The sequence below is a fragment of the Shewanella sp. QJM3NY_23 genome, assembly GCF_056173105.1.
This window is the reverse complement of sequence record NZ_CM149657.1, coordinates 2,453,960-2,478,286: the sequence shown is the minus strand read 5'-3', so window position 1 is coordinate 2,478,286 and position 24,327 is coordinate 2,453,960. Positions and strand designations below refer to the sequence as shown.

Here is a 24,327-nt window from a genome sequence, read left to right as displayed (position 1 = left end):
GTGGTTCCTACTCTATCACTTGGCGGAATGGAGGTAAGGCATCAAGCAGTGACTTACCGTAGCGTTTAGTCACTAAGCGCCGATCTAAGATAGTGATACGGCCATAATCCTCTTCCTTACGCAGTAATCTACCACAACTTTGGATCAATTTACGTGATGCGTCGGGTATGGTCAGTTGTAAGAACGGATTACCGCCCTTTATCTTGATATATTCTGCATGGGCTTGCTCAACGGGGGAGGTTGGCACTGCAAAGGGTAATTTGGTAATAATTAAATTGGTAAGATAATCCCCTGGCAGATCAAGCCCTTCTGAGAAGCTGCCCGTGCCGAAGATAATACTCACTTCGCCAGCGTCACAGCGCTGTTTATGTTGTGTCAGCAGTTGTTGACGCGAGTCTTCCCCCTGGATCAATAATGGGCTGTCAATTTTGGGCCGAACAATATCAGCCACTTTTTCCATCTGCCAGTAGGAAGCAAACAGCACTAAGGTGGCGGTTTCACCTTCGATAAGGGTCAATATCTGCTCGGCAAGCTCATCGGTATAACGGTCGTCCGTTGGTTCGGTGCGCATCTTAGGCAGGTATAAGGTCGCATTTTGCTCAAAATCAAATGGGCTATCCATGGCCAGATAACGACTACCATCGTTTATCGACAGGCCCACTTGATGGGTAAAATGATTAAAATTGTTCAGTGCGCGTAAAGTGGCGCTGCACAGAACGACGCCAGCGGCTTTTTCCCACAATAAGAATTCGAGCATGAAGCCCACTTCAATCGGTGAGACGTTACACAGGTAGTCGTGTTGTTTTCCCGGAAGTTGCTCTATCCATCTGGCCATAGGCGCCCCTTTGGGGCTGTCGGTCTTGGCCATCATCTTCCACAATTTTTGCAGGTTTTCTAAGCGCTGTAGCATAAACCCGGTTTCGCTCAGCAGTTGCTCGGCCTGATGCTTGGGCAGTTCACCATCTTTTATGGCTTCGTTGAGCAGGGTTAGCATTTTATTAAATTGCTTGAGGGCGTTATTAGAGGCGCTCGCTAAGTTTTCCGCTTGAATAACCAAAGCTTGCGGCAATTTGCCATGCTCAAAACGGATGCGGTTTTCAGGGTTATCAAATGCCGCGCCTTGGCCATCGCAATACTGCGCCACGGCGTTGAGCAAACCGGTTAATTCGTTAATGTGGTCTAACATCGCCTGAGCTGGGGCAATAATATGGTTACTCTTAAGCTGATTTTGCAGCTTAGCACTGGTTTTGCCGATCTTTTCTAACCAATCGACAGCGCCTCTCAGGGTCGCTTGCGCGCTGGAAAAGTCTCTGGCGACGATAGGGAGGTGATGTGCTTCATCTATCACATAATAGAGATCTTCAGGATCGGGCAAAATCACCCCGCCGCCTAGCTCGAGGTCGGCAAAAAGGAGGCTGTGGTTAGCGATTAACACATCCCAGTTATCAATATCTTCACGGGCCTTATGAAACGGGCAGTGGCGATGACTGGCCAGTTGCCGATGACAGCTGTGCTTGTCGCAGGCAATTTGGCTCCAAAGGTGATCGGGCAGTTGTTGCGTCAGGGTATCGCGCTCACCATTCCAACGGCCTTCATGGAAATCTTTTAATAAGCTTTGTAATAAGGCTATCTGGCTGTTATCGGGTTTAGTTTGCCACATGGCCATCTGCGTGCCGTCATCGCTGCCAATCAGCATTTCGAGTTTGGCTAAGCAGACGTAGCGTTGACGTCCCTTGACCAGGCCAAAGGTAAAGTCGAGTCCAGATTGCTGTAAAAAGAAGGGCAAATCTTTATTGAGTAACTGCTCTTGCAGCGCCACCGTTGCAGTGGCAATACAGACTTTTTTCTTGTTCGCTAAGGCCAGTGGAATGGTACCTAGAATATAAGCCAACGACTTACCAATCCCTGTGCCGGCTTCGACGACAATGATGCGCCTATGTTTGTCATATTCACCTGCTAATGTTTTTGAGATCTCTGCCACAATGTAGTTTTGCTCACGCCGGGAGCGAAAGTTGGGCAAGGCGGCCGCAATATCTTTATAGATGGTGCGGATCTGAGTTTTGACATTGGCAGATAACATGAAGGCACATAGCAGAGAAATACAGCTGTACATAATAACAGTAAAACAGTATCAGCGGAATATGATTAAGCTCTTAATCAGTCGATATAAGCATAAGCGGTTATCTGTTTGTGCTTCAGGGTTTTGACGTTTTGCTTGCTGTGCGCTTGGTAGCACAAATGAGATTTTAGTGAGCAAGCTCATACTGCACCCTGTAAATCATTTGCTTGAGTGGCGAAATTGATACCATAGTTTCTGTTCTTACATTGTTAACATTTGTAAGACTAACAACTGTGATCGGCAGCGACCTCTTTTACGTATTGGGTTTGTCAGTCATAATGCACTGCAAGGCAAACAAGCCAACATCAGCTCGGGAATAAGTCACCTTAATATGGTCAGTAAACATACTAACGCAGAACGTGAAGTCGAATTTGATCTCGATGCTAATCTCATCTCCACCACAGATCCCTCCAGTATTGTCACCTATGCGAATGCCGGTTTTTGTGATGTTGCCGGTTATCAAGTAGATGAATTAATTGGTAAACCACATAATATTGTGCGTCATGCCGATATGCCTAAGTCGGCTTTTAAGCAGTTGTGGCAAACGGTACAATCTGGCCGCAGCTGGATGGGTCTTGTGAAGAACGCGCGCAAAGAGGGCGGCTTTTATTGGGTCTCTGCGTTTATTACCCCCATCACTGATGCTAAGGGCAAGATTATTGAATACCAGTCTGTGCGTACAAAACCTAACCGAGAGTGGGTTAAGCGTGCAGAGTCTCTTTATAGTGAAATGAGCCAAAAAGAAACGCCGTCTAAGTTATCAAGGCCACGTTTTAGTTATCGTTGGGCGCGTTATACTGCTGTGTTAATTGCACTTGCCAGCACCATAGCTATGATGAGCGGGGCATCGGTGCACTTAGGTGGGACAGTGTCGATACTGGCGATGGCCGGGCTTTTACTCAATGAATTTTTTCATCAACGACGTTTAAGGCAGGTGATAACGCTTGCGACGCAAGCATACGATAATCCGTTGATGGAGCTTGTCTATACCGGGCGCTATGATGAATATTCTATGATTGAGCTGGCGCTGCAAAAGCGTAAAGCTGAGGTACGTGCGATTGTTGCCAGAGCCAGTGAAACGGCTGAGGGGATCCACGTTAATGCCGAGCAGGAGTTAGTCAATCAAGAAGAGATCAAGCAAAATTTAGATAAACAAGGCGCGGGAACTGACTCGGTAGCCACCGCGGTAACTGAAATGTCCAGCTCAATTCGTGACGTGGCTGATAATGCGATGGCCGCATCACAATTGGTGGAGCAAGTGAATCAGCTTGCTGATGACGGTCTCGATAATGTGCAAACCACGATAGATTCGGTGGCTGAACTGCACTCAGAATTACAGCGTGCTAATGCAATTATTAACGATCTGTCGGTGAGCAGCCAAGAGATTGAAAAGATCCTCGAAGTGATTGGTACCATAGCCGATCAGACTAACCTGCTGGCGCTTAATGCAGCGATAGAAGCGGCTCGAGCGGGTGAAAGTGGCCGCGGATTTGCGGTAGTGGCCGATGAGGTTAGAGCGTTAGCCTCAAAAACCCAAGCTTCCACCGAAGAAATTCGCAGCATGATAACCCACCTGCAACATACCGCAGGCCAAGCGGTGACGGCGACACAACAAGGCAGTCATTTATCAGATGTGTGCCGAGATAATGCCGTACGTACCGGTGATGTGCTTAAACATGCCAATAGTATGCTGAGCGAAGTGGCCAGTGCTAGCCAACAAATTGCCGCCGCGGTGCATCAGCAAGCGAGTGTAACTGAAGACATTAATGCCAACATCATCTCCATTCAGCAGTTGTCATTAGCCAATATTGAGCGCAGCGATCACTCGGTGAGCCGTGGTTCTGAGTTGGTGAGTCAGTTAGGCGATTTACAACGTTTGATGCAGCAATTTCAAAAGCGATAACGCGATTGCTTAAGCACAATCACTTATCCTCATCATCGTCACTTCTCTTTATTTAAGTCTCTTAAATTGCAGGCCTTGTGGATTGAGGCCTGTGAGTTAAAGTCGAAATGAGTGCGACCATACGCTGATACCGCGGCGCTTTTATGTCTATAGCGACTGGCAATAAAGCAACCAAACAACCAAGCCATAAAATAACCAAGTAACGTGTATCTGTTATCGGTATGCTTCTACTTAAAGCGCTCAATGCAGCACGGCTAATGCCAGCTGGTTAATTCCATGAGACTGCGCCCAATGGCTAATGGCTAATGCCTAGGTTTTAGGCTGCAACTGGCTTGGCATCGACTAAATAGCATCAGTAAAAGGCACAAAAAAACGCCGTCATGTTAATCATAACGGCGTTGACTAAGGGTCAATCGAGCGACGTGCTTACACCTTATAAATCTTAGCGGGTAAGGCTTGGCGAACCGCGGCGCCAACCACCCAGTCGAGCATCACACCTTGGCCTTTGCGAGTAGGGTCGATAAGGCCGATGTCGTTAATATTGACCCCATCGCTGGATTTCATTTTAACGGGCTGTTGTTTGTCACCAATCCAATGAGCCCGCTCACCTAGCTCGGTATGGCCAAACCCATGCTCAAAACCTAAAGTCCCGGGCATTATCCCCTCAACAACCATTGCTAAGGCTTGGGTTTTAGCGCTTGGGGTTTCAATCATAAAGTGATCGCCGGTGCTTATCCCCGCATTGTTAGCGTCAACGGGGTGAATATACACAGGGTTAATGCCTTTAATAGAGGCGAGGCGTGGTGATAAATTAGACACCGAGCTGTGGATGTTTGACTTAAAGTTGGTCAAGCTAAACGGCCACTGTGTTTTAGGGTATTGTTGCTCAAATGGCGTGCCGTCAGCCAAGCGCTGCGGTGACCAAGTAGGACAACCTAGATAGCGCTCGCCGGTCATGGTATTGATTGACGTACCGACGGTTTCATTCCAAATGGCCAGTGGCTTGGCCCAGCGATGCTTCATTCTATCTTGCTGGTAAGCTTGGCTGGCGTCTTCAAAACGACCGCCACGGGCAAAGATGTAGCCCACTTTTCGCATCTCTTCACCTGTTAAGGTACGGGTCATCGCCGGCATTAGGCGCTCAAGCCCTGACCAAGCAATGTCTTCTGCTTCGACGCTCGGAACGCCGCCTTTAACATAGGCAAGGTTTGCCGCCGCCCGCAGGTAGAAATCTTCAGCGTTGTGGATCCCATGCCAGTTGCCTTGGTTGTCAGGTATCGCATTGTCGCCAAAACCGCCTAGTTCCATCCGTTTAGCCACATCGATAACGAAGTTTTCAAGGTTAATCGCTCGGCCATCGGCAGTTTTGTCGGTGCGCGGTTCAACAATGGGCCAGCGTGCGGTGACCGCTTTGGTCGGCACGCCGTGCCAAGGGGTAGACATGCCCCAGCTTTCATAGGTGACAGTGTCGGGCACAATATAATCAGACAGTGCAGTAGTCTCATTGATAAAGGCATCAATAGAGATAATCAGGCCTAATTGCTGTGGATCTTTCAGCTTATCGCCCAGCAGGGTATTTAGCCCGGGTACCCCATAAAGCGGGTTGGCCATGTGGTTAATCCAGGCTTTGGCTTTATAAGGGTAACCGTCGATAGCCGCCGATAAGTGCTCTGTAAGCAGTGGGGCTGATATCGGGTACCAAGGCGCGCGAGTAGGGTAAGGTGACTCTCCTGCGGCGACGCGGCGTTTATATTCGCTGGTTTTTTGGTAGGGGAATTTGCTGCGAGATAAGAAAATCCCTTTTGGCTTAGTTTTACCATTAAATTGGGTGAAATCGTAACGTGGGCCTGCGGCCGATGTGGGGTAACCACCGGCTTTAGCCATGGCGCCACCTTTCATATTGATGTTACCAATCAGCGCGTTAAGCATTAAAATAGTAAAAGAGTTATAAAAGCCATTGGTGTGCATATTGCCGCCATGCGTATCCACTACCGCTTTGGTGCCGTGGCTGGTGAACTCGCGCGCTAAGGCTTCGATTTGTGCTACAGCTATGCCACACTGCTGGCTATAAAACGCCAAGTCATGCTTAAAGGCTTCCTCTTTTAAGCGTTGCAATGATGATTTTACGCGGATATTTTTGCCATGGCTAATGACTTGCCTATCGACAAACAGCTGCGCCGCATCGTCTTGGGTATTAACGTTGAGTTGCTCTGATCTTGCATTAACAACCACAAAAGGGTCGCTGTCAGATAACGGCTCACCGCTGTAGCTCAGGCCAATATCGGAGGCGCGCAGGAAGCGGCCATTATCGGCATGACTCTCGTCACTTATCACCAAGTGTGTCGCATTACACCAATGTGCAGTATCGGCTTTTACCATAGCTGCGGCGCTAGGCTGGGCCAAAAAGGATTGGTTATAAGCGTGATTAGCGATGATCCACTGGATCATGCCCAGCACTAAAGCGGAGTCAGTTCCAGGGTTGATGGGCAGCCAATTGTTGTTATCACCCGCGGCTAAGCTCGATGAACCTGCTGGTAAACTCGGGGCGATGATGGTGTATTTGAGCCGACCGCTAGTGCGTCCTTCGGCCAATTGCCTTGCTTGGCGTTTAAAGGGGTTGCCCGCTTGCGCCGGTGACATACCAATAAATAGCACGTATTCGGCGTGGTCTAAATCGGGTTTGAGATGAGCGAATTTATTCAAATCATTCATCATGGCGCCCGAGCCTGCACGAAACGCATAGCCACAATAGGAACCATGGTGACCAAAGTTACGCGTGCCGTAACTGTTGAAGGCAAAGCGTTTTAAAATATCATCACGGCCTTCGTTTCCCGCATTGGTGACTAATAGCTGGTTGGCTTTGGGGCCATATTCGGGGTTTTGGGGATCCAGCGGGGTGTGAATGTCGCGTATTTCACGCAGCCCAGTTACTTGGCCTTCACCAAACAGATCGCCGCCTTCTACCACTTCGCTGAGCAACTGCTCATAGCTAATGGGTTGCCACTTGCCTTCGCCGCGTTTACCCACACGTTTAAGCGGTTGGGTGATACGATAAGGGCTGTTGCGTATCTCTAACATGCCATTGCCGCGGGCGCAGGCGGTGGAGCGTCCCGCGAGCCCAGCTTCGCCCATTAATGAGCGATAAGCCTCTTTCACAGGGGTCGCGTAAGGGATCTGCTCATGATGCGATAGTGGGTGGTATGGGTTGCCAGCAATGCGCAAAATATCATCGGTACGGTTATCGATACGTACCCGTAGGCCACATAAAGACCAACACCCAAAACACATAGACGGGGCGACTCTTTGATCTGGATTAGGCATTAGTTTGCCATTCGCATTGAGATGATACTCTGGTGCTAACGAGTTGCCGTGGTGGATGTGCTGAGTCTTTTTACCCGCAGTGCCCTCTAAGGTTCCTTTGACTGCATGATGAATGGTGTCACTGTAACCGGCTGAAAATGCACCTAATCCACCAACAGCAAACCCTGATTTTAGTAGCAGACGACGTTTATTATCCATTTTAAAATCCTTAAATATGTTGGTTATTGCTGCAGAGCTTGAGATTGGCGAACCGCAGTGGCTTTAGCGTTGATAAGCTCTGAGGCGACAAGTGCCAGCGCCAGCCATAGGCCGAATATGCCAATGATCCCAAGCCAGCCAGCGCTACCTGCGGGTAATTGATAGGCAAAATCTCCCACATCGAAGCGAGCAATGGTTTGTACTTCCAAAATGGTTACCCAGCGTATGATCCACGCACACAGTAGGCTGCTAACTAACATGGCAATGACCCCGAATGTGCGCGTGGCAAGGGCGCCGAACAGCAGCGCTAAACCAATACACACTAATAAGGACGCGGCCATCAGCGTAAGGTTGATGAGCCAAACGGGATCGGCGAACAGTGAAAAGTGGGGATTGTTTGAGGCCCAAATCGGCACTAACACTAATGCCAAGGTCGCACCAATAACGCTAGTGCGTTGGATGATGTTGCGATCGGCGCAGCTTAACGCCGGTTTTGTCGCGTTAGGCAGCAGTGTCCATGTGAGCAGAGTAAAGCCGATGGCGCCAACAAATGCGCTGGTAAACCACAGTAGCGCTGAAGCGGGTTGATGCCATAAAGGGCGACTGGCGATGACTGAAATTTCGGCGCCGGTATAGATTGCAATGCTCAGCCCCGATAGCGCGGTAAGGCTGGCGGCCATCAGTAACTGCTTGGGAGTACTTTGCCATTGCCCCAAGGTTAACAGCGCTACCTTGCGCAGCAAAGGGGACTCGCTAAACTGCCACGCGGCAATATCGCGGCGCAAATAAAGCCAGGCGGTCAGCACGCTTAGCCCAGAAAATAGTGGTAAGAAAAACGAGCCTAACGACATCCAAGACCAAGGCGTGACATGAAAATAGAAATGCCAAGCACGGCCTGGTTGATGTAGATCACCCGTGAGCGCCAGCGGGCCAACAATGGCGCCAATGGCCATGGTGAGCGCGAGTGCAGCACGAAAATGGTGGGTGGTTTGACGGCTAAAAACCAAGGCGACTAGAAACAAGATTGCCGCGGCGTAAGAGGCGCCAATATAGAAAAAGTATTGCACTGCCCAGGGAAGCCAGGCCACTTCTTGTGCTGGAATCAAGATTTCGGTGATGTTCATGATTATTCTCCCACAGGTTCGTAGAGGGCGGCTTGTCCGTCGACATGGCTGACGAAGCGCTCATCCATGCCGATGTAAAACACGTGTGGATGGGTATTATGTTCAGGTTTTAATACCTTGATATCGTCTTTATTTGCGGTCAGTAATTGGCTGATCACACTATTAGGGTCGTTGATATCGCCAATCACACGAGCACCGCCCACACAGGTTTCGACGCAGGCAGGGAGTAAGCCTTGTTCTAATCGATGGGCGCAGAAGGTGCATTTATCGGCGGTTAGGGTGTCATGATTAATAAAGCGGGCATCATAGGGACAGGCCTGGACGCAATAGGCACAGGCAACGCAGCGCTCGTTATCGACCATGACGATGCCATCTTCACGTTGAAAGGTGGCTTGCACTGGGCAGACCTTGACACAAGGCGGGTTATCGCAATGGTTACATAAACGCGGTAACATAAATGCCTTCACCTGCTGGGGTTGTTCTTTACCGTCTAGCTTGACTTCGTACTGTTTAACAGTGGTTCTGAATTGGCCAATTGGTGCCTGATTTTCTATGCTGCAGCCGACGGTGCACGCTTGGCACCCGACGCATTGACGCAGATCGATAGCCATGGCATAGCGTTTACCTATGTGACCTTTACGATCGGCTTGTTGGTTGTTGCGAATAACCGTACTGGCAACCGCAGTATTGACTCCTGCTACGGGAATGAGCGCCGCACCGGCAGTAATACCCGCCATGCGATTAAGAAAATGTCGTTTATCAGTATCCATATAACGCCTACTTGGGTGGGTGATAAAATGTACTGCGGCCATTGTTCGTTATTCACATCAGTGGCGGTATTGTGGATTTCCACATACCCAGATCAATATTGATCTAGAACAAGTTATATGACCGCTATAGGGTGATATATCTCTAATAATTAAGAAGATATGATACGTAAACAGGAGAGTAAGGCCTTGAGTCTATGCTTGATATCCCCATGTCAAAGAGCGCTATTTAATAATGCGTTATGGCCAAGCACCGCATGGCTAAAAACAGCATGGCGCGGCTGCTTATTGTACAGGGGGCTATGGCTCAGTGCGTGCGCTGTTATTTGCTCTGCTATTAATCCTGCACTAGCAGGAATGCCAACCGATAGCGTAAGCAGCCAAAGGGGGGCGCAGCGCGATATTGTCATCGCTGATGCTAACCAGTCCGCTGCGGAGAAAGTGATCGATGTCGCGGTATTAGCCACTCGCGGTAAGGCGGCAACGCGTAATCGCTGGCAGCCAACGATGGCGTGGTTAGAGTCGCATATTGCTAACACGCGCTTTATATTGCATCCGCTAACCTTGGATGAAATGGCTAACGCCGTTGAGCAGCTTAAGGTCGATTTTGTGATAACCAACCCCGGGCAAGCGGTGCAGCTTGGCCGGCAGTATGACCTATCCTGGCTGGCGACCATGACCAGTCACACAGGTGAGAGTCGAACCAACAGTATTGGCTCAGCGCTGGTGGTGCGCCGCGATTCACCCTATTACAGCTTCGAGCCGCTTTACGGTAAACCCGTCTCTGCGGTGGCCAGTAACGCCTTTGGTGGCTATTTAAGTTTGCGCTACCATTTAATTAGCCAGGGTTTTGATGCTAATGCGTTTTTTTCACGTGTACGCTTTTTAGGCTTCCCCATCGATGCCAGTTTGTATCAGTTACGCGATAAGCATATTGAGGCTGCGGTCGTCCCTGCCTGTTTATTAGAAAGCATGGTGACAGATGGGTTACTCGAGGATAACTATCGGGTGATCCAGTCCCGCTCACCGGCTTACTTTCCCTGTCAAGTGACCAGTGAGCTTTATCCTAATTGGTCATTTGCCAAGACCCAGCGCGCTTCTAACGAATTAGCGAAACAGATGTCCCAAGCCTTATTGGCTATGCCTGCTGAGAGTGAGGCGGCCATTGCTGCTAGAGCGTCAGGTTGGACATCGCCGGTGAGCTTGTTAGCTATCGATAAGTTGTATCAAGAACTTAATATGCATCCCTTGCATCTGCCTTGGTGGCAGGAGGCCTTTATCTGGCTTGATGATAATCAGCAGTGGGGCTGGTTGCTGTTTATAACGTTAGTGCTGCTTAATGGCTATCACTTCTGGTTAGAGTACTGTTTTAACCGTAATAAAAAGCAGTTGGAGCAGGCGTTGCATCGGCTTAAACACAATGGCGAGCTGCTCGAACATGCCCAGCGAGTGGCCATAGTGGGCGAACTGGGCACCAGTGTGGCCCATGAAATTAATCAGCCTTTGGCGGCGATAAGAAATTACACCGAAGCGGGGTTATTGCGTATCGCTAAGCAGCGTCCGCTTGAGGACCTGGTTCCTGTACTTGAAAAAATTCAACATCAGGTGGAGCGAGTCGACAGCATAGTGCAGCGACTGCGAACTATGATCAAAAAGCATGCGGCTGAAAAGAGTTTTACCGATATGAATCAATTGATTATTGACACCATGGAGCTGCTTGATTTTCGCCTTGTTAAACTTGAGATCCCTTACCGTTTGTCACTACAGACGTCATTGCCACTGTGTTATATCGATCCGATTGGCTTGCAACAAGTGTTAGTGAACCTCGTCACTAATGCCATTGATGCTTGCGTCAGTGCGCAGCATACCGATGTGACTTGGCAGCCAGAAATCGTCATTGAGAGCCATTATCAGGATAACGTTTTAACTTTAACGGTTAGCGATAACGGCATTGGTATCTCACCAGAACACGCCGATGTGACCCAGGCTTTTGTGAGCACAAAAACACAAGGGTTGGGGTTAGGACTAGCAATTTGTCGTGATGTGATAGAAGATCATGCAGGGCAAATGAGTCTGAGCCCTATTGCGCCTCATGGCTGTAAAGTCACTATTGTTATCCCTGTATCGTTATCTCAGTGAGTAGAAAGTCCCATGAATAATCGCCTTACTAACTTGCCCGTGTATGTTGTCGATGATGACCAATCTGTCAGAGAGTCTTTGGCGTTTTTACTCGAAGAGTATGAATTTAATGTTGCTGTGTTTAGCGATGGTCAGCACTTTCTTGACAACGCAGCGCTGACACAACCGGGTTGCGTGATTTTAGATAGCCGTATGCCAGTGCTGCGCGGTCAGCAAGTGCATCAACATTTACGCGATAATCAAAGTCCGCTGGCGGTGATCTATTTAACTGGTCATGGTGATGTGCCCATGGCGGTTGATGCACTGCATGCTGGGGCGGTCAACTTCTTCCAAAAACCGGTTAATGCCGATCAGCTGGTAGCTGCGATCAACCACGCCTTGGAAACCTCAATGCAACAGTTGGATAAATTGGCCAGTATCGATGCGTATCGGTCATTAACCGAGCGTGAGAAAGATATTTTGCGGTTAATTGTTGCCGGTAAACGCAATCAAAAAATTGCCGATGAGCTGTGTATTGCTATGCGTACCGTTGAAGTACATCGTGCCAGTTTATTGAAAAAATTTGCCGCCAAAACCGTGGCAGAACTCGCCTATATTTATGGCGTGCTGCATTCGTGACAGTATCATCGATTTACCTCTTTAATTTTGGCGCAGTTAAACAATGACAGGCCACCTTACGTGACATCTCAATCTGTAACACCCAGCGCTGCCACACCTAAGCCTACCAGCTTAATCTCTGCTGCGATGCAATCGATTAAAGGCCGAATATTGACCCGCCATCATGTGGGCAACGCCCTGCATTATTACCTAAAAACCCTCGATGGTCCTGTACGTGTGGTGATTAACGACAGTGAGCGAGTCTGCTTTTGTCGCACCCAAGATGTCGCTCAGCTGTTATCGCCTTTAGCGCACCAGTCTGTTCGTACCGAAGCGCTGACACTAAAGACCTTTGATCATCAAGCGGTAACGGCGCTTTACTGTGGTAATAGTCAAAGTTTTCGTCAGTTAGTTAGAGAGGCGACCGACTTAGGGATAGCGCTGCACGAAGCTGATATTCGCCCTGAGCAACGCTACCTCATTGAGCGTTTTATCGCCTTGGATGTGGAGTTTATTGGTGAGTTGGTGCCAAATGAGAGTATCACTACGGTTATCGGGCATCGAGCGCGCCGTACAGATATTGATGTCACTCTTTCTATTGTCTCTCTGGACTTTGAATGCTCAATGAGTGGCGAGCTTTATAGCGTTGGCTTATATGGCAAGGATAATGAGGGTGAGGCGATTGAGTTAGTTATCATGGTGGGCGACGGCGTTAATCCGCCATTGGATGCTAGCAGCGTAACCCATATTGAATGGGTAGATAATGAAGCGGCGCTGATTATAGCCTTGATTAACTGGTTTGCTCGCTTTGATCCCGACATTATCATTGGATGGGCCGTGGTCACATTCGATTTAGCCTTACTGTATCGCCGTGCAGCTCTCCATCAAATCCCGCTTAAGCTGGGGCGACATCATCAGCTGTTAACGTGGAAGGTGGAAGGTAAGTTTCGTCCTGAAACCTTGGTGCTTCCAGGGCGAGTAGTGCTCGATGGCATCGATTGGCTCAAGGCCGCATTTTATCAGTTTGATAGTTATTCTTTAGACAATGTATCTCGTCAGCTGCTTGATGAGGGCAAAGCGATTGATAATGTGGCCAATCGGGGCGAGGAGATCACCACCTTATTTAATGAAGATAAGCTGGCGTTGGCCCATTACAACATCACAGATAGCCGTCTGGTGTGGGACATTTTTCAAAAAACGTCGCTGACAGAGTTTGCCCTTGAGCGTTCAAGACTAACAGGTTTGGAGTTTGGCCGAGTAGGCGCTTCTGTCGCGGCGTTCAATAATCTCTATTTACCGCATCTGCATCGCGCCGGTTATGTAGCGCCAAGTGAGCCAGCAAGTGATGGCATAGAAAGCCCAGGCGGTTATGTGATGGATTCCATCCCCGGGCTTTATCAGCATATTTTAGTGCTCGATTTTAAGAGCCTATACCCTTCTATCATCCGTACCTTTTTAATTGATCCTAAAGGGCTAATCGAAGGGCAGGCGATGAGCGATACGGATACCGTTGCAGGCTTTTTAGGCGCGCGTTTTAGCCGCAATGCGCCTATTTTACCTGGCTTAGTGGCGGAGCTGGCCACTAAGCGTGAGCAAGCCAAGCGAGAGGCGAACGCACCATTGTCACAGGCGATAAAAATCATCATGAACTCCTTATACGGGGTACTGGGATCGCGGGGATGCGTGTTTCATGATGCAAAGTTAGCTAGCTCAATCACCCTGCGTGGACATGAGATCATGAAACAAACCCGTCGATGGCTTGAAGAGATGGGGTTAACGGTGATCTACGGCGATACCGATTCTACTTTTGTGCATTTAGTTAATGTTAGCTCAATTGGCAATATCGATGACTTCGCGCGTTCACTGGTGACAAAAATCAACAGAAAATGGCAGCAACAGCTAAAACGTGACTATAATTTAGCCTGTTATCTTGAGTTGGAGTATGAACGCCACTTTGAACAGTTTTTTATGCCAACCCTGCGTGGTTCATTAGAAGGTTCAAAAAAACGTTATGTCGGTGCCTATACCCAGCAAAATGGTGAGTTAAAACTGGTTTTTAAGGGGATGGAGCAGGTGAGAAGCGATTGGAGTCCACTGGCACGGCAAATACAGGCTGAACTCTATCTTCGCTTGTTTACCAAGCAAGATGTGGTGGAGTACTTAAAAAGCATGATAGTCGCGCTGCAACGTGGCGAATTAGATGAGCTATTAGTGTTTTCTAAGCGATTACGCCGCAATATAGAAGATTACACTGCAAAGTCTGCGCCCCATGTCAAAGCGGCCACATTGTGGTGTGAGCGCAGTGGTGACCCACGTTTTGGTAAACGAGGGTGTAAGGTGGAGTATTTGATGACGACCAATGGGGCTGAACCAAGACAGTATTGTCAGGGTAATATCGATTATCAGTATTATTTGGATAAGCAAATCGCGCCTATTTCTGATCCAATACTTACGATTCTAGAATTTAGTTTCACCGAGATAACATCAAAACAGCTAACGTTAATTTAGGTGTGGTTATTTTAATGGTTGTGAGCGTGAATGTTAATGCGCGGTTTTTGGTTTGAGTGTGTATGGTTTCATTTGATGATTGAGTGAAATAAAACTGCAATTTATGTGATATTCAGCTTTGAGTGACAACTGATCTTTTGTTAGTCTCAATTTGAAATGGGAGTGAAATAAAGCAACGGAATGTAGCACTAAAGTTAACATGAAAAGTTAGCAGTAAAAGTTAACAGCAAACTGAACATTATAAAAGGTTAAGCCAACACATGAAAAAGAGTTTAATAGCAACAGCATTAGCGGCTGTCATTTTTGTACCAGCAGCATCTGCTATCGAAATTTATAAAGACGATAAAAATGCTGTAGAAATTGGTGGTTTTATTGACGCCCGAGTTATTAACACTCAAGGTGAGACCGAGGTTGTTAATGGCGCGTCACGTATTAACTTCGGTTTTACTCGTGATATGAGTGATGGCTGGAAAGCGTTCACTAAATTGGAATGGGGCGTAAACCCTGTTGGTAATAGTGACATTGTTTATAACAACCGTTTTGAATCTGTTCAGGATGAGTTTTTTTATAACCGTCTAGGTTATGTCGGCATCGCCCACGACACCTACGGTACCCTGACCATTGGTAAGCAATGGGGCGCTTGGTACGATGTGGTTTACAGCACAAACTATGGCTTTGTTTGGGATGGTAATACCGCTGGTGTATACACCTACAACAAAGATGATGGTGCTGTAAACGGTGTAGGCCGTGGTGATAAAACTGTTCAATACCGTAACGCATTTGGTGATGTCAGTTTTGCTGTACAAGCACAGTTAAAAAATAGCAGTTTCTACACTTGTGATTCAGACAACATAACTGAAGAAGCATGTGAAGCACTATGGGTTAGTGGTGACAGAACTGCCCAGCAAGTGGAGTTTAACTACACTTATGGCGGTGCAATCACTTATGCAGCAACTGATAAATTGACCCTGACCGCAGGTGTAAACCGTGGTGAGTTTGACGTTCGTTTTGGTAATGGTGAACAAACAACAGCAGTCGATCTTATCTATGGTGCGGGTGTGACTTGGGGTAACTTCGATGATGCCGGTTTCTATGCGGCAGCTAACGTAAATAAGCAAGAAAACCATGATACCGATAACATCGGCCGCTTAATCAAAGATGCGTGGGGCGTAGAAAGTTTATTCTCTTACACCTTCGATAATGGCCTGCGTCCATTTGTATCGTACAACATCTTAGATGCGGGCGATGATTATGTTATCCAGCCTAACTTCAACGCTGATCCTAACGACGTGTTTAAGCGCCAATTTGTGGTTGTTGGTTTGCACTATGTGTGGGATAACAATACTGTGCTTTATATCGAAGGTCGTAAAGACTACAGTGATTTCACCAGTGCTGATAAAGAGCAAGAAGCGAGAATGTCGCTATCTGAAGATGATGGTATCGCGATCGGTATTCGCTACACCCTATAAGCTGACGGTTTAACGTCGTCATCTTGCTATAAAAAGCGCTTCATCATGAAGCGCTTTTTGTTTGACTGGTCACTGCATTTTTACATGACTTTTTGATAGTTGTCCTATCCAATATCGTTTTTACCGTGAGCAATCGCTCACTGTTTTGATAGCACCCGCATTTATGCTCAGTGTTCGAGTTGTGTATCTTTCATTTTAGCGGCCTATTTTACTTATCACTTTTGTCAATATTTTTGCCCTAGCATGATGGTGTTATGCAGTCGTATTTGGTTATCAATTTTTCATTCTAAACTGTAATTTATTGTTTACACTTAATCACGAGTGATAGGTGAAGCTTTCGGTGAAGGAGGATAGCGGAATTGAGAATTACATAGCGTCATTTGTCTGTTAAACGAAAAAACATCCGCTTTATAAAACACTCATGCCGCTGATGTTTGCGAGCATCGAATGACATATTTTTTATATTTTTCAATCTCATTAAAAACAATAGTGGCGAGGTTAGTTCGTAATGATATTTAATGTTGATAGTCTACACTGCTTAGTTTTTAGTACGATAAAGTCTACAAATCATATATTTAATAAGATTTTTCATCCATTTGCTTTTAGAGCGATTTGTAACATCCAATTCAGGTGCTGATTTATCTCGATCATCTAATTTAGTGTTTACGTGTTGCAGTAAAGATGAGTTGAAGATGTTTCCATACCATTGATAAATAAGGTATTGTATTGTCGAGTTAACAAAGGTTTATGGGTTGTGATAAGAAAAATAGTTATACAATATTTCCGTTTAAACGTTCATAAATTCGGCTTCCAATATTTAACTTGTAAAAAATGGGCTGTGGGTGTTGCGAAATTGTTTCCCTTGTGTTTTCATCTTGGTTGAATTTAACCGATGGTGTTACTTACGTTGTTGGGTTAGATGTTCGTAATAAAATAAAAATGATGTCCAGGGAGAAACAACATGTATAAAAATAGCCTATTGGCTAACTCTGTGCGTTTTGCACTAGTTAGTGGCGCTGCATTAACAGCTTTTACCGCACCGGTAGTTTTTGCTGCAGATGAGACTGCTGACGTAGAACGTATCGAAGTTACCGGCTCTCGCCTTAAGCGTAATGATCTCGAAACTCCGACTCCGATCACTGTCCTGTCACGTAACGATATTCTTCAAACAGGTGCTATTAATGTTGCTGATGTTCTAAATCAATCACCAGTTGCATTTGCGGGCTCAGATCAATCAAATAGCTCTTTCTCGACAACAAGTGTTGGTTTAAATACGACAGCATTAAGAAATTTAGGCGAAGAACGAACACTCGTTTTACTTAACGGTCGACGGTTTGTATCAGGCGTATCACCCTCTAGTGGTTATGCTGTTGATTTGAACTCCATTCCAACGTCGATGGTTGAGCGTATCGAAATTTTAAAGAGTGCAGCTTCTGCAACTTATGGTTCAGATGCAGTTGCAGGTGTTGTTAACATTATTACTCGTAAAGATTTTGAAGGCGTTGACATCAATGCGCAAGCTGGAGTTTCCGGTGAGGGCGACCGAAATACAAGTACTTTCAGTTTAACGACTGGTGGTAATTGGGATGGTGGCAATGCTTGGTTGTCACTTGGTTACGATGAAGATGACGGTTTAAAATCATCAGATCGTGACTTCTCAAATCAGGATCTTGCATGGATAACTGATGATGAAGGTAATGAGGTAATTGGTCCCGTTGAATCTTCATATCCTCCACAAGGCCGCATTCAGTTTAAAGATCAAGATGGGAAAACTATTCGATTGAATGCTGATGGCACTCCTTTTAGTGGAACATTTAATCGTGCTGCTTATCGTCAGCTTGTTACTCCCTTGGAGCGTAAATATGCGGCTGCAGGGTTGACCCATGAACTTAATGACAGTATCTCTCTTTTTAGTGAATTAAACTGGAACTCGAGTAAAACAATTGGTTCTACTATCGAACCAACTCCGTTAGATGTTGTAAATGACATTTGGCTTAAAGATCGTAATGGTGTAGGCGGTATGGATGTGAATAATCCATTAATCCCTGAAGCATTGCGTTCACAGTTGATCGCTGCAGGTGTTACTAACTTAAATCAAACCACATTTGTTCGCAGAATGGTTGAACTAGGTGCTCGCTCAACAGATGTTGAACGTAATACTATTCGAGTTGCAACAGGTTTTGATTGGGCTATAAATGATTCATGGGCTAATAATACCTATTTAAGCTGGGGTAAAACGGATCAGCTACAAGAAAATGGCGGTCAGGTAAACGTAGATAGAGCCAATATGGCATTAAACGTTATCGAAGATAGTGATGGAAACCTTGTATGTGCAGATCCTTATGCTGTGTTGCAAGGGTGTGTTCCACTTAATATGTTTGGTGAAGGCACAATTACTCCTGAAGCTGCAGATTTCGTGTTTGTTCCAGCGAAAGCGGCTGGTCAGGCTGAGCAGTTTGTTCTTTCAACAACCTTCACTGGTGAATTACCACTCGAACTTCCTGGTGGCTTAATGGGATTAGCTGTTGGTGCTGAATACCGTGAAGAAACTGGCAGTTACAGCCCTGGCGACATGGCACAGATCGGTGCATCTAGCACCAATAAGTCTGAACCAACGTATGGTAAGTTAATCACTAAAGATATCTATGCAGAGGCCGCTTTTCCAATTCTAGATACTTTAGAGCTTAACCTTGCTGGACGTTATGGTGAACATAATATCACTGGTGGCGATTTTACATGGAATGCGGGTGTTAAGTTTACACCGATTGAGTCGTTGAGCCTGCGCGCTTCTGCTGCAACAGCAGTACGTACTCCAAATATTGCCGACCTGTATTCTGGTCGCGGTGAAACATTTGCTGCGGTCTCTGACCCTTGTGCTGGTGTCACTGCGACAACGGCTGGTAATGTGGCTGAAAACTGTCGTTCAATCCAAGCGATTAGCGACCGAATTGCTGCTGATGGTGCTTTTGAACCAACACAAACAGAAATTCAAGGTACAGGCGGCACTATCGGTGGTAGTCCTAATGTAGAGCCTGAAACTGCAGAAACATACAGTGTCGGTGCTATTTGGCAGGTAATTGATAGCTTATCTATTACGTTAGATTATTATAACGTTGCTATTGATGATGCGATTTCTACTACTAGTCGCTCTACTGTGATGCGCCGTTGTTTTGATGTCGCACCAGGTCAGTTTGATCCTAATTGTGCTGGCAACGCTGTACGTAATGAAGATGGTGCTTTAACAGCAGTGAATTCAGGTACTGGCAATGAAAACCAAATTGATACATCTGGTCTAGATACAGAAGTTAACTTTGCTATGGATTTAGGCCCAGGTACATTCCGTACACAATTAGTTTGGAACTACACTTTTGAATACGTAATTACGGGTATTGAAAGCGGTGAGGCAACTGACTATGTGGGTGAAGTTTTAACTCCAGAACACAGAGCTAACTTGAACTTATCTTACGGTTTAGATGATTTAGATTTGTCATGGCGCATGCGTTACTGGGATAAAGTTGTCGATTCAGTCGATGGCAATAACGTAAACTTCTATACTGGTGAAGCTCTTAGTGTAGGTAATGAAATTGATGCTGTAGTTTATCACGACATAAATGCCCGTTATAACTTCAACAATGGTGTGGAAGCATTTGTTGGTATTCGAAATCTATTTGATAAGAAGCCTCCGATGCTACCGCAAGGCACTAACAATGGCGGTACTGGTATCAATACTGCGTCAGAAGCTTATGATGTCACTGGTCGTAACTTCTATGCTGGTGTGAGTGTGAAGTTTTAATATTTCACTTACGTAAATAATAGATAAAAAAGGGCAATGGAAACATTGCCCTTTTTATTACAATTTAACTGTAAGCCATGAATCATTCATGGTTGATGTCCTCAGACTTAGATAATTTATAGTCAAAGACTCTTATTTTACTAAAAGTCTGTTTTGCGATACTCCTCTTCTTATTCAAACCGATTTTGCGTCATGGGGTATTATGAAAAATACGTCAAAATGAATCATGGCAGTTAACTAGCTGTAATATCTGCGCAACAAGTGGTCACTCAAAATCTTTTTTGCTCTCCATTTGTTACCTTTTTGTTTCGTGTCGGGCGTTGTGTCGCGCTTTGGTTAAAGTTATTTATTTTCAATGATTTATGTTTGAGGTTTTTATGTCTACTAGCTTGTAAATGTAATACCTCCCCAAAGGAGTTAGTTGAAAAAGCTCATCTTATGTAAATTTAGCTGTGTAATCGCCTTTTCATAGGGTTTTAGCCCTTTTGAAATATTGACATCAGTCAACATTTTGTGAAATGATGCCAGCGGGTCTGCACTTTGTATGGTGTGGAGAGGGAAGATAATAACTAACAATCACAAGAGAAATACACACTTATAGTAACGGCATTCTAGCAAGATAAGCAGAAACCCATGTTGCTACAAAGTTAAACTTTTTATTTTCACTTCAAATTGGTTGGGAACTATGTCCAAGGTAAGCAATAGAACTAAAATCGCTACAGCGCTCGTAGGCGCGCTGGCCTTAGCAGGCAGTAACTTAGTGGTTGCCGATCCACTTTCTGATGTACAGAATGCGGATGCGAGAATTCATTCAGATGCAGCAGCATCGCAAAAGAAAGTTGATAAATTCTACGATCAGGCACAAGACATGGCATTTGAATATGGCCAAGTCGCTGATACGCGTGAATCAACAAAATCATATAACGACTACGTTGCTGGATTGGTTGCAGACCAAGAAGCGACGATGAAACTTATCCAAGAAGACATCAATGGTGTTGATAAGTTACGTCAAGGTGTCGTGCCATTAATGTTTAAAATGGTGGATGCGCTAGAGCAGTTTGTCGCTTTAGATCTGCCATTTAACAAAGAAGTGCGTGAAGCTCGTATCGAGCGCCTGCGTGAAACACTCAATACTGCAAACGTAACGCTTGCTGAAAAATATCGTCTTATTCTTGATGCATACAATATCGAACGCGAATATGGTTCAAAGTTGAATGTTGAAACGGGTAAGTTGCAGCTTGATAGCAAAGAGATCTTGGTTGATTTCATCAACTTTGGCCGTGTGGGCTATTACGCGCAAAGCCTAGATCAAAAGTCTGCATGGATGTTCAATCCAGAGACAAAAGCATGGGATAAGCTAGAAGATAGCTACCTGCGTAACATAACTAAAGCTATCCGCCAAGCTCGTGGCCAAGGTGCACCAGATATGTTCGCGTTACCAATCCCTGCTGCGGAGGCTGCACAATAATGAAAAAGTTAATCTCTACAGCAATTGTTGCTGCAACCCTATCTTTAACAGCTGGAATGGTCAGTGCAGCAGACGCACCTAAGACGATTGATCAACTCCTTAAGCAAGTTCAAACCGATCGCGCTAATGCAGCTCAAGTCAATAAGAAGCGTGAAGCTGAGTTTCAAGCTGAACGTGGCGATAAAGCTGCACTACTTAAGCGTGAAAAAGCCGCGTTAGCTGCTGAAGAACAACGCGGTAAAGATCTGGCACAAGCGTTTGCTGATAACGAGCGTAAAATTGCTCAGTTAGAAGAAGACCGCAAAATTGCTCAAGGTGACTTGGGTGAAATGTTCGGTGTCGTTAAAGGTGAGGCCGGTGATTTTGCAGGCAAACTAATATCTTCAAACGTTAGCGCTCAGTTTCCTGGTCGTGCTGCGTTTATCTCTGAATTAGGTGCTCGTAAAGAACTGCCAAAAATTGAAGAGTTAGAGAAGTTCTGGGAAGCGCAGCTGTTCGAAATGGCTGAGTCAGGTAAAGTCGTTTCATTCAATGCTGATGTCACTGGTATAGACGGTAATGTAAGCAACACTAATGTGATCCGCGTCGGTGCCTATAACCTATTAGCCGATGGCCAATATGTTGTCTATAACCCTGATCTGCGTCTTATCCAGCAGTTATCTCAACAGCCTGGTGGTGAGCAAGTTGCAAGCGTTAAAAAATTCGAAGGTCAAACGTCAGGTGTGCACAAATTGTTTGTTGACCCTGCGCGCGGTGTACTACTCAATGTATTTACACAGAAAGCCACATTAGAAGAACGCATTGAAGCGGGCGGCACGATCGGTTACATCATTATCGCACTATTGGTACTTGGTGCGCTAATTTCTATCGAACGTTTAGTTACTCTTTATATTGTTGGTGCGAAAGTTAATGCACAGCGCAAAGATATTGAAAATCCAGGTAACAACCCACTTGGTCGTGTGTTAAAGGCTTACCATGACAATAAAGATGTCGATGTTGAGACCTTAGAGCTGAAACTTGACGAAGCGATCCTCAAAGAGACGCCAGCGCTTGAAACTCGCATCTCTATCATTAAGGTTCTTGCGGCTATCGCGCCTATGATGGGTCTACTTGGTACTGTGACCGGTATGATTGCGACGTTCCAGAGCATCCAGTTATTCGGTACTGGCGATCCTAAGCTTATGGCGGGTGGTATCTCTATGGCACTAATGACTACAGTACAAGGTCTAGTTGCGGCATTACCACTAATGCTGATGCACGCGATTGTTATTGCACGCAGCAAGTCTGTTGTTCAAGTGCTTGAAGAGCAAAGTGCAGGTATCGTTGCCGAGCACGCTGAGAAGAGGAACGCGTAATGATGCTATACCTGATGGACATCTGGGATTCCGTCAGGGGCTTCATGGCCTCCGGAGGCGACGTCCTCTGGTTGGTTGCGGCAGTGCTATTTCTAATGTGGGTGTTAATGCTTGAGCGTTTTTGGTATCTCAATTTGATTGCGCCAAAAGAGCATAGCAATATTATCACCGCATGGAATAACAGAGAGGACTCTACCTCTTGGCATGCACACCGTATCCGTGAAGCTTGGGTATCCCAAGCGAAACAAGATATGAATGCTCGTATGCTGATTATCAAAACCTTAGTAGCTATCTGTCCGATGATAGGTCTGCTAGGTACCGTAACCGGTATGATACAGGTATTCGATGTGATGGCAGTTCATGGGACGAGTAACGCTCGTATGATGGCAGCTGGTATTTCAATGGCAACCATGCCGACAATGGCGGGAATGGTCGCTGCATTATCGGGAGTATTTTTCAGTACTCGCCTTGATGCAAAAATGAAGATCAGTATGGAAAAGCTAAAAGACAGCCTGCCACACCACTAGAGAGAGATTGAACATGGCACGTAAAAAGCATTCAAGTATAGAAGAAGAAGCACAGATTGATATGACACCGATGCTAGACATCGTGTTTATCATGTTGATCTTCTTTATCGTAACAACATCGTTTATTAAGCCATCAGGTCTTGACTATAACAAGCCTGAAGCTTCTCAAGCGACTACTCAGAAGTCTGCAAACATCTTTATTGGTGTGAGCAAGACAGGCGTGATTAAGATGGAAAACCGTCAGGTCGACATCGAACGTGTAACAGCCAACGTAGAGCGTATGTTAGCTGAATCACCAGAAGCGGCTGTATTGATTGAAGCAGATAAAGAAGCTGAGCATGGCCTGGTTATTAAGGTGATGGACAACGTGAAGAAAGCCGGTATCGACAAAATTTCGGTATCAGCGGGGAAAGATTAATATGCTGAGAGCAATAGTATCATTATTAATTGGTGGTGCTGTTACTTTTGCCCTGTTTGTATTCATGGCCTTCTTGGTCGGTGGCGGCGCTAAACGCGCCGACACCGCAACTGAATCTCCAGTAATTGAGATCAGTATGGATAAACAGGATACAAAAGTGCAGGATAAGCCTAGGGTAAAACCTAAGCCACCTACGCCGCCTGAGCAACCACCTTTGCCCGACACTCCGCCACCAGATAGCTCATCTGATATTGACACTAATATGTCATTTAACATGAGCGGTGTAGTGGCAGGTTCAGCAAGTACGGGCTTTAAGCTAGGCAACATGATGACTCGTGATGGTGATGCCACGCCAATTGTACGTATTGAGCCACAATACCCAATTGCAGCAGCTCGTGATGGTAAAGAAGGTTGGGTACAACTTAGCTTTACGATTAATGAATTGGGCGGTGTTGACGATATCGAAGTGATTGATGCAGACCCAAAACGTATTTTCGACAGAGAAGCTAAACGCGCACTCAGGAAGTGGAAATACAAGCCAAAGATTGTTGACGGTAAAGCACTTAAACAGCCTGGCATGACGGTTCAATTAGACTTTAAACTCGATGGAGGCAAATAGAG

Annotated in this window: 15 protein-coding genes; 11 read left to right on the top strand and 4 right to left on the bottom strand. The window is 46.0% G+C overall.

Going from position 1 to position 24,327, the window contains the following annotated elements:
* Positions 1–7: 7 nt before the first annotated feature.
* The gene (gene dinG, locus AC0VXX_RS11120; protein ID WP_475514287.1) at positions 8–2,080 is read right to left on the bottom strand and encodes an ATP-dependent DNA helicase DinG; all 2,073 of its coding nucleotides are present in this window, start codon (positions 2,078–2,080) and stop codon (positions 8–10) included.
* Positions 2,081–2,450: 370 nt separating this feature from the next.
* Here dinG and AC0VXX_RS11115 point away from each other — a divergent pair, with 370 nt between their 5' ends.
* The gene (locus AC0VXX_RS11115; protein WP_475514286.1) at positions 2,451–4,022 is read left to right on the top strand and encodes a methyl-accepting chemotaxis protein; all 1,572 of its coding nucleotides are present in this window, start codon (positions 2,451–2,453) and stop codon (positions 4,020–4,022) included.
* A 426-nt stretch (positions 4,023–4,448) separates the two neighbouring features.
* Here the strand turns inward: AC0VXX_RS11115 and AC0VXX_RS11110 are convergent, their stop codons facing one another.
* Genes AC0VXX_RS11110 through dsrO form a run of 3 tightly spaced genes read right to left on the bottom strand, consistent with a single transcriptional unit; the run spans position 4,449 to position 9,435 of the window.
* Positions 4,449–7,541 carry a molybdopterin-dependent oxidoreductase gene (locus AC0VXX_RS11110; RefSeq protein ID WP_475514285.1) on the bottom strand — a complete coding sequence of 1,031 codons (3,093 nt, stop codon included), beginning with the start codon at positions 7,539–7,541 and terminating at the stop codon, positions 4,449–4,451.
* A gap of 23 nt (positions 7,542–7,564) precedes the next feature.
* Positions 7,565–8,665: an NrfD/PsrC family molybdoenzyme membrane anchor subunit gene (gene nrfD / locus AC0VXX_RS11105; RefSeq protein ID WP_475514284.1), complete on the bottom strand. Its 1,101-nt coding sequence runs from the start codon at positions 8,663–8,665 to the stop codon at positions 7,565–7,567.
* A gap of 2 nt (positions 8,666–8,667) precedes the next feature.
* On the bottom strand, positions 8,668–9,435 hold the full coding sequence (gene dsrO, locus AC0VXX_RS11100) for a sulfate reduction electron transfer complex DsrMKJOP subunit DsrO (RefSeq protein ID WP_475514283.1): 768 nt from the start codon (positions 9,433–9,435) through the stop codon (positions 8,668–8,670).
* A gap of 354 nt (positions 9,436–9,789) precedes the next feature.
* Here dsrO and AC0VXX_RS11095 point away from each other — a divergent pair, with 354 nt between their 5' ends.
* The 10 genes from AC0VXX_RS11095 to AC0VXX_RS11050 all read left to right on the top strand — a co-directional run bounded on the left by AC0VXX_RS11095 (position 9,790) and on the right by AC0VXX_RS11050 (position 24,325).
* Positions 9,790–11,571, top strand: a complete 1,782-nt coding sequence (locus tag AC0VXX_RS11095) for a sensor histidine kinase (RefSeq protein WP_475514282.1) — start codon at positions 9,790–9,792, stop codon at positions 11,569–11,571.
* Positions 11,572–11,583: 12 nt separating this feature from the next.
* Positions 11,584–12,189: a response regulator transcription factor gene (locus AC0VXX_RS11090; protein WP_475514281.1), complete on the top strand. Its 606-nt coding sequence runs from the start codon at positions 11,584–11,586 to the stop codon at positions 12,187–12,189.
* 126 nt (positions 12,190–12,315) lie between these two features.
* Entirely contained in the window at positions 12,316–14,676 is a 2,361-nt protein-coding gene (locus tag AC0VXX_RS11085) for a DNA polymerase II (RefSeq protein ID WP_475517002.1), read from the top strand.
* Positions 14,677–14,936: 260 nt separating this feature from the next.
* A complete protein-coding gene (locus tag AC0VXX_RS11080) occupies positions 14,937–16,145 on the top strand; it encodes a porin (RefSeq protein WP_475514280.1) in 1,209 nt (402 codons plus the stop codon).
* A gap of 961 nt (positions 16,146–17,106) precedes the next feature.
* The gene (locus AC0VXX_RS11075; protein ID WP_475514279.1) at positions 17,107–19,938 is read left to right on the top strand and encodes a TonB-dependent receptor; all 2,832 of its coding nucleotides are present in this window, start codon (positions 17,107–17,109) and stop codon (positions 19,936–19,938) included.
* A 685-nt stretch (positions 19,939–20,623) separates the two neighbouring features.
* On the top strand, positions 20,624–21,406 hold the full coding sequence (locus tag AC0VXX_RS11070; protein ID WP_475514278.1) for a DUF3450 domain-containing protein: 783 nt from the start codon (positions 20,624–20,626) through the stop codon (positions 21,404–21,406).
* On the top strand, positions 21,406–22,761 hold the full coding sequence (locus tag AC0VXX_RS11065) for a MotA/TolQ/ExbB proton channel family protein (protein WP_475514277.1): 1,356 nt from the start codon (positions 21,406–21,408) through the stop codon (positions 22,759–22,761). Before AC0VXX_RS11070 ends, AC0VXX_RS11065 begins: the two co-directional genes overlap by 1 nt.
* Positions 22,761–23,288, top strand: a complete 528-nt coding sequence (locus AC0VXX_RS11060) for a MotA/TolQ/ExbB proton channel family protein (protein ID WP_475514276.1) — start codon at positions 22,761–22,763, stop codon at positions 23,286–23,288. Before AC0VXX_RS11065 ends, AC0VXX_RS11060 begins: the two co-directional genes overlap by 1 nt.
* A 13-nt stretch (positions 23,289–23,301) precedes the next feature.
* Positions 23,302–23,706, top strand: a complete 405-nt coding sequence (locus AC0VXX_RS11055; RefSeq protein WP_110456699.1) for an ExbD/TolR family protein — start codon at positions 23,302–23,304, stop codon at positions 23,704–23,706.
* 1 nt (position 23,707) lies between these two features.
* On the top strand, positions 23,708–24,325 hold the full coding sequence (locus tag AC0VXX_RS11050) for an energy transducer TonB (protein WP_110456698.1): 618 nt from the start codon (positions 23,708–23,710) through the stop codon (positions 24,323–24,325).
* Positions 24,326–24,327 lie beyond the last annotated feature (2 nt).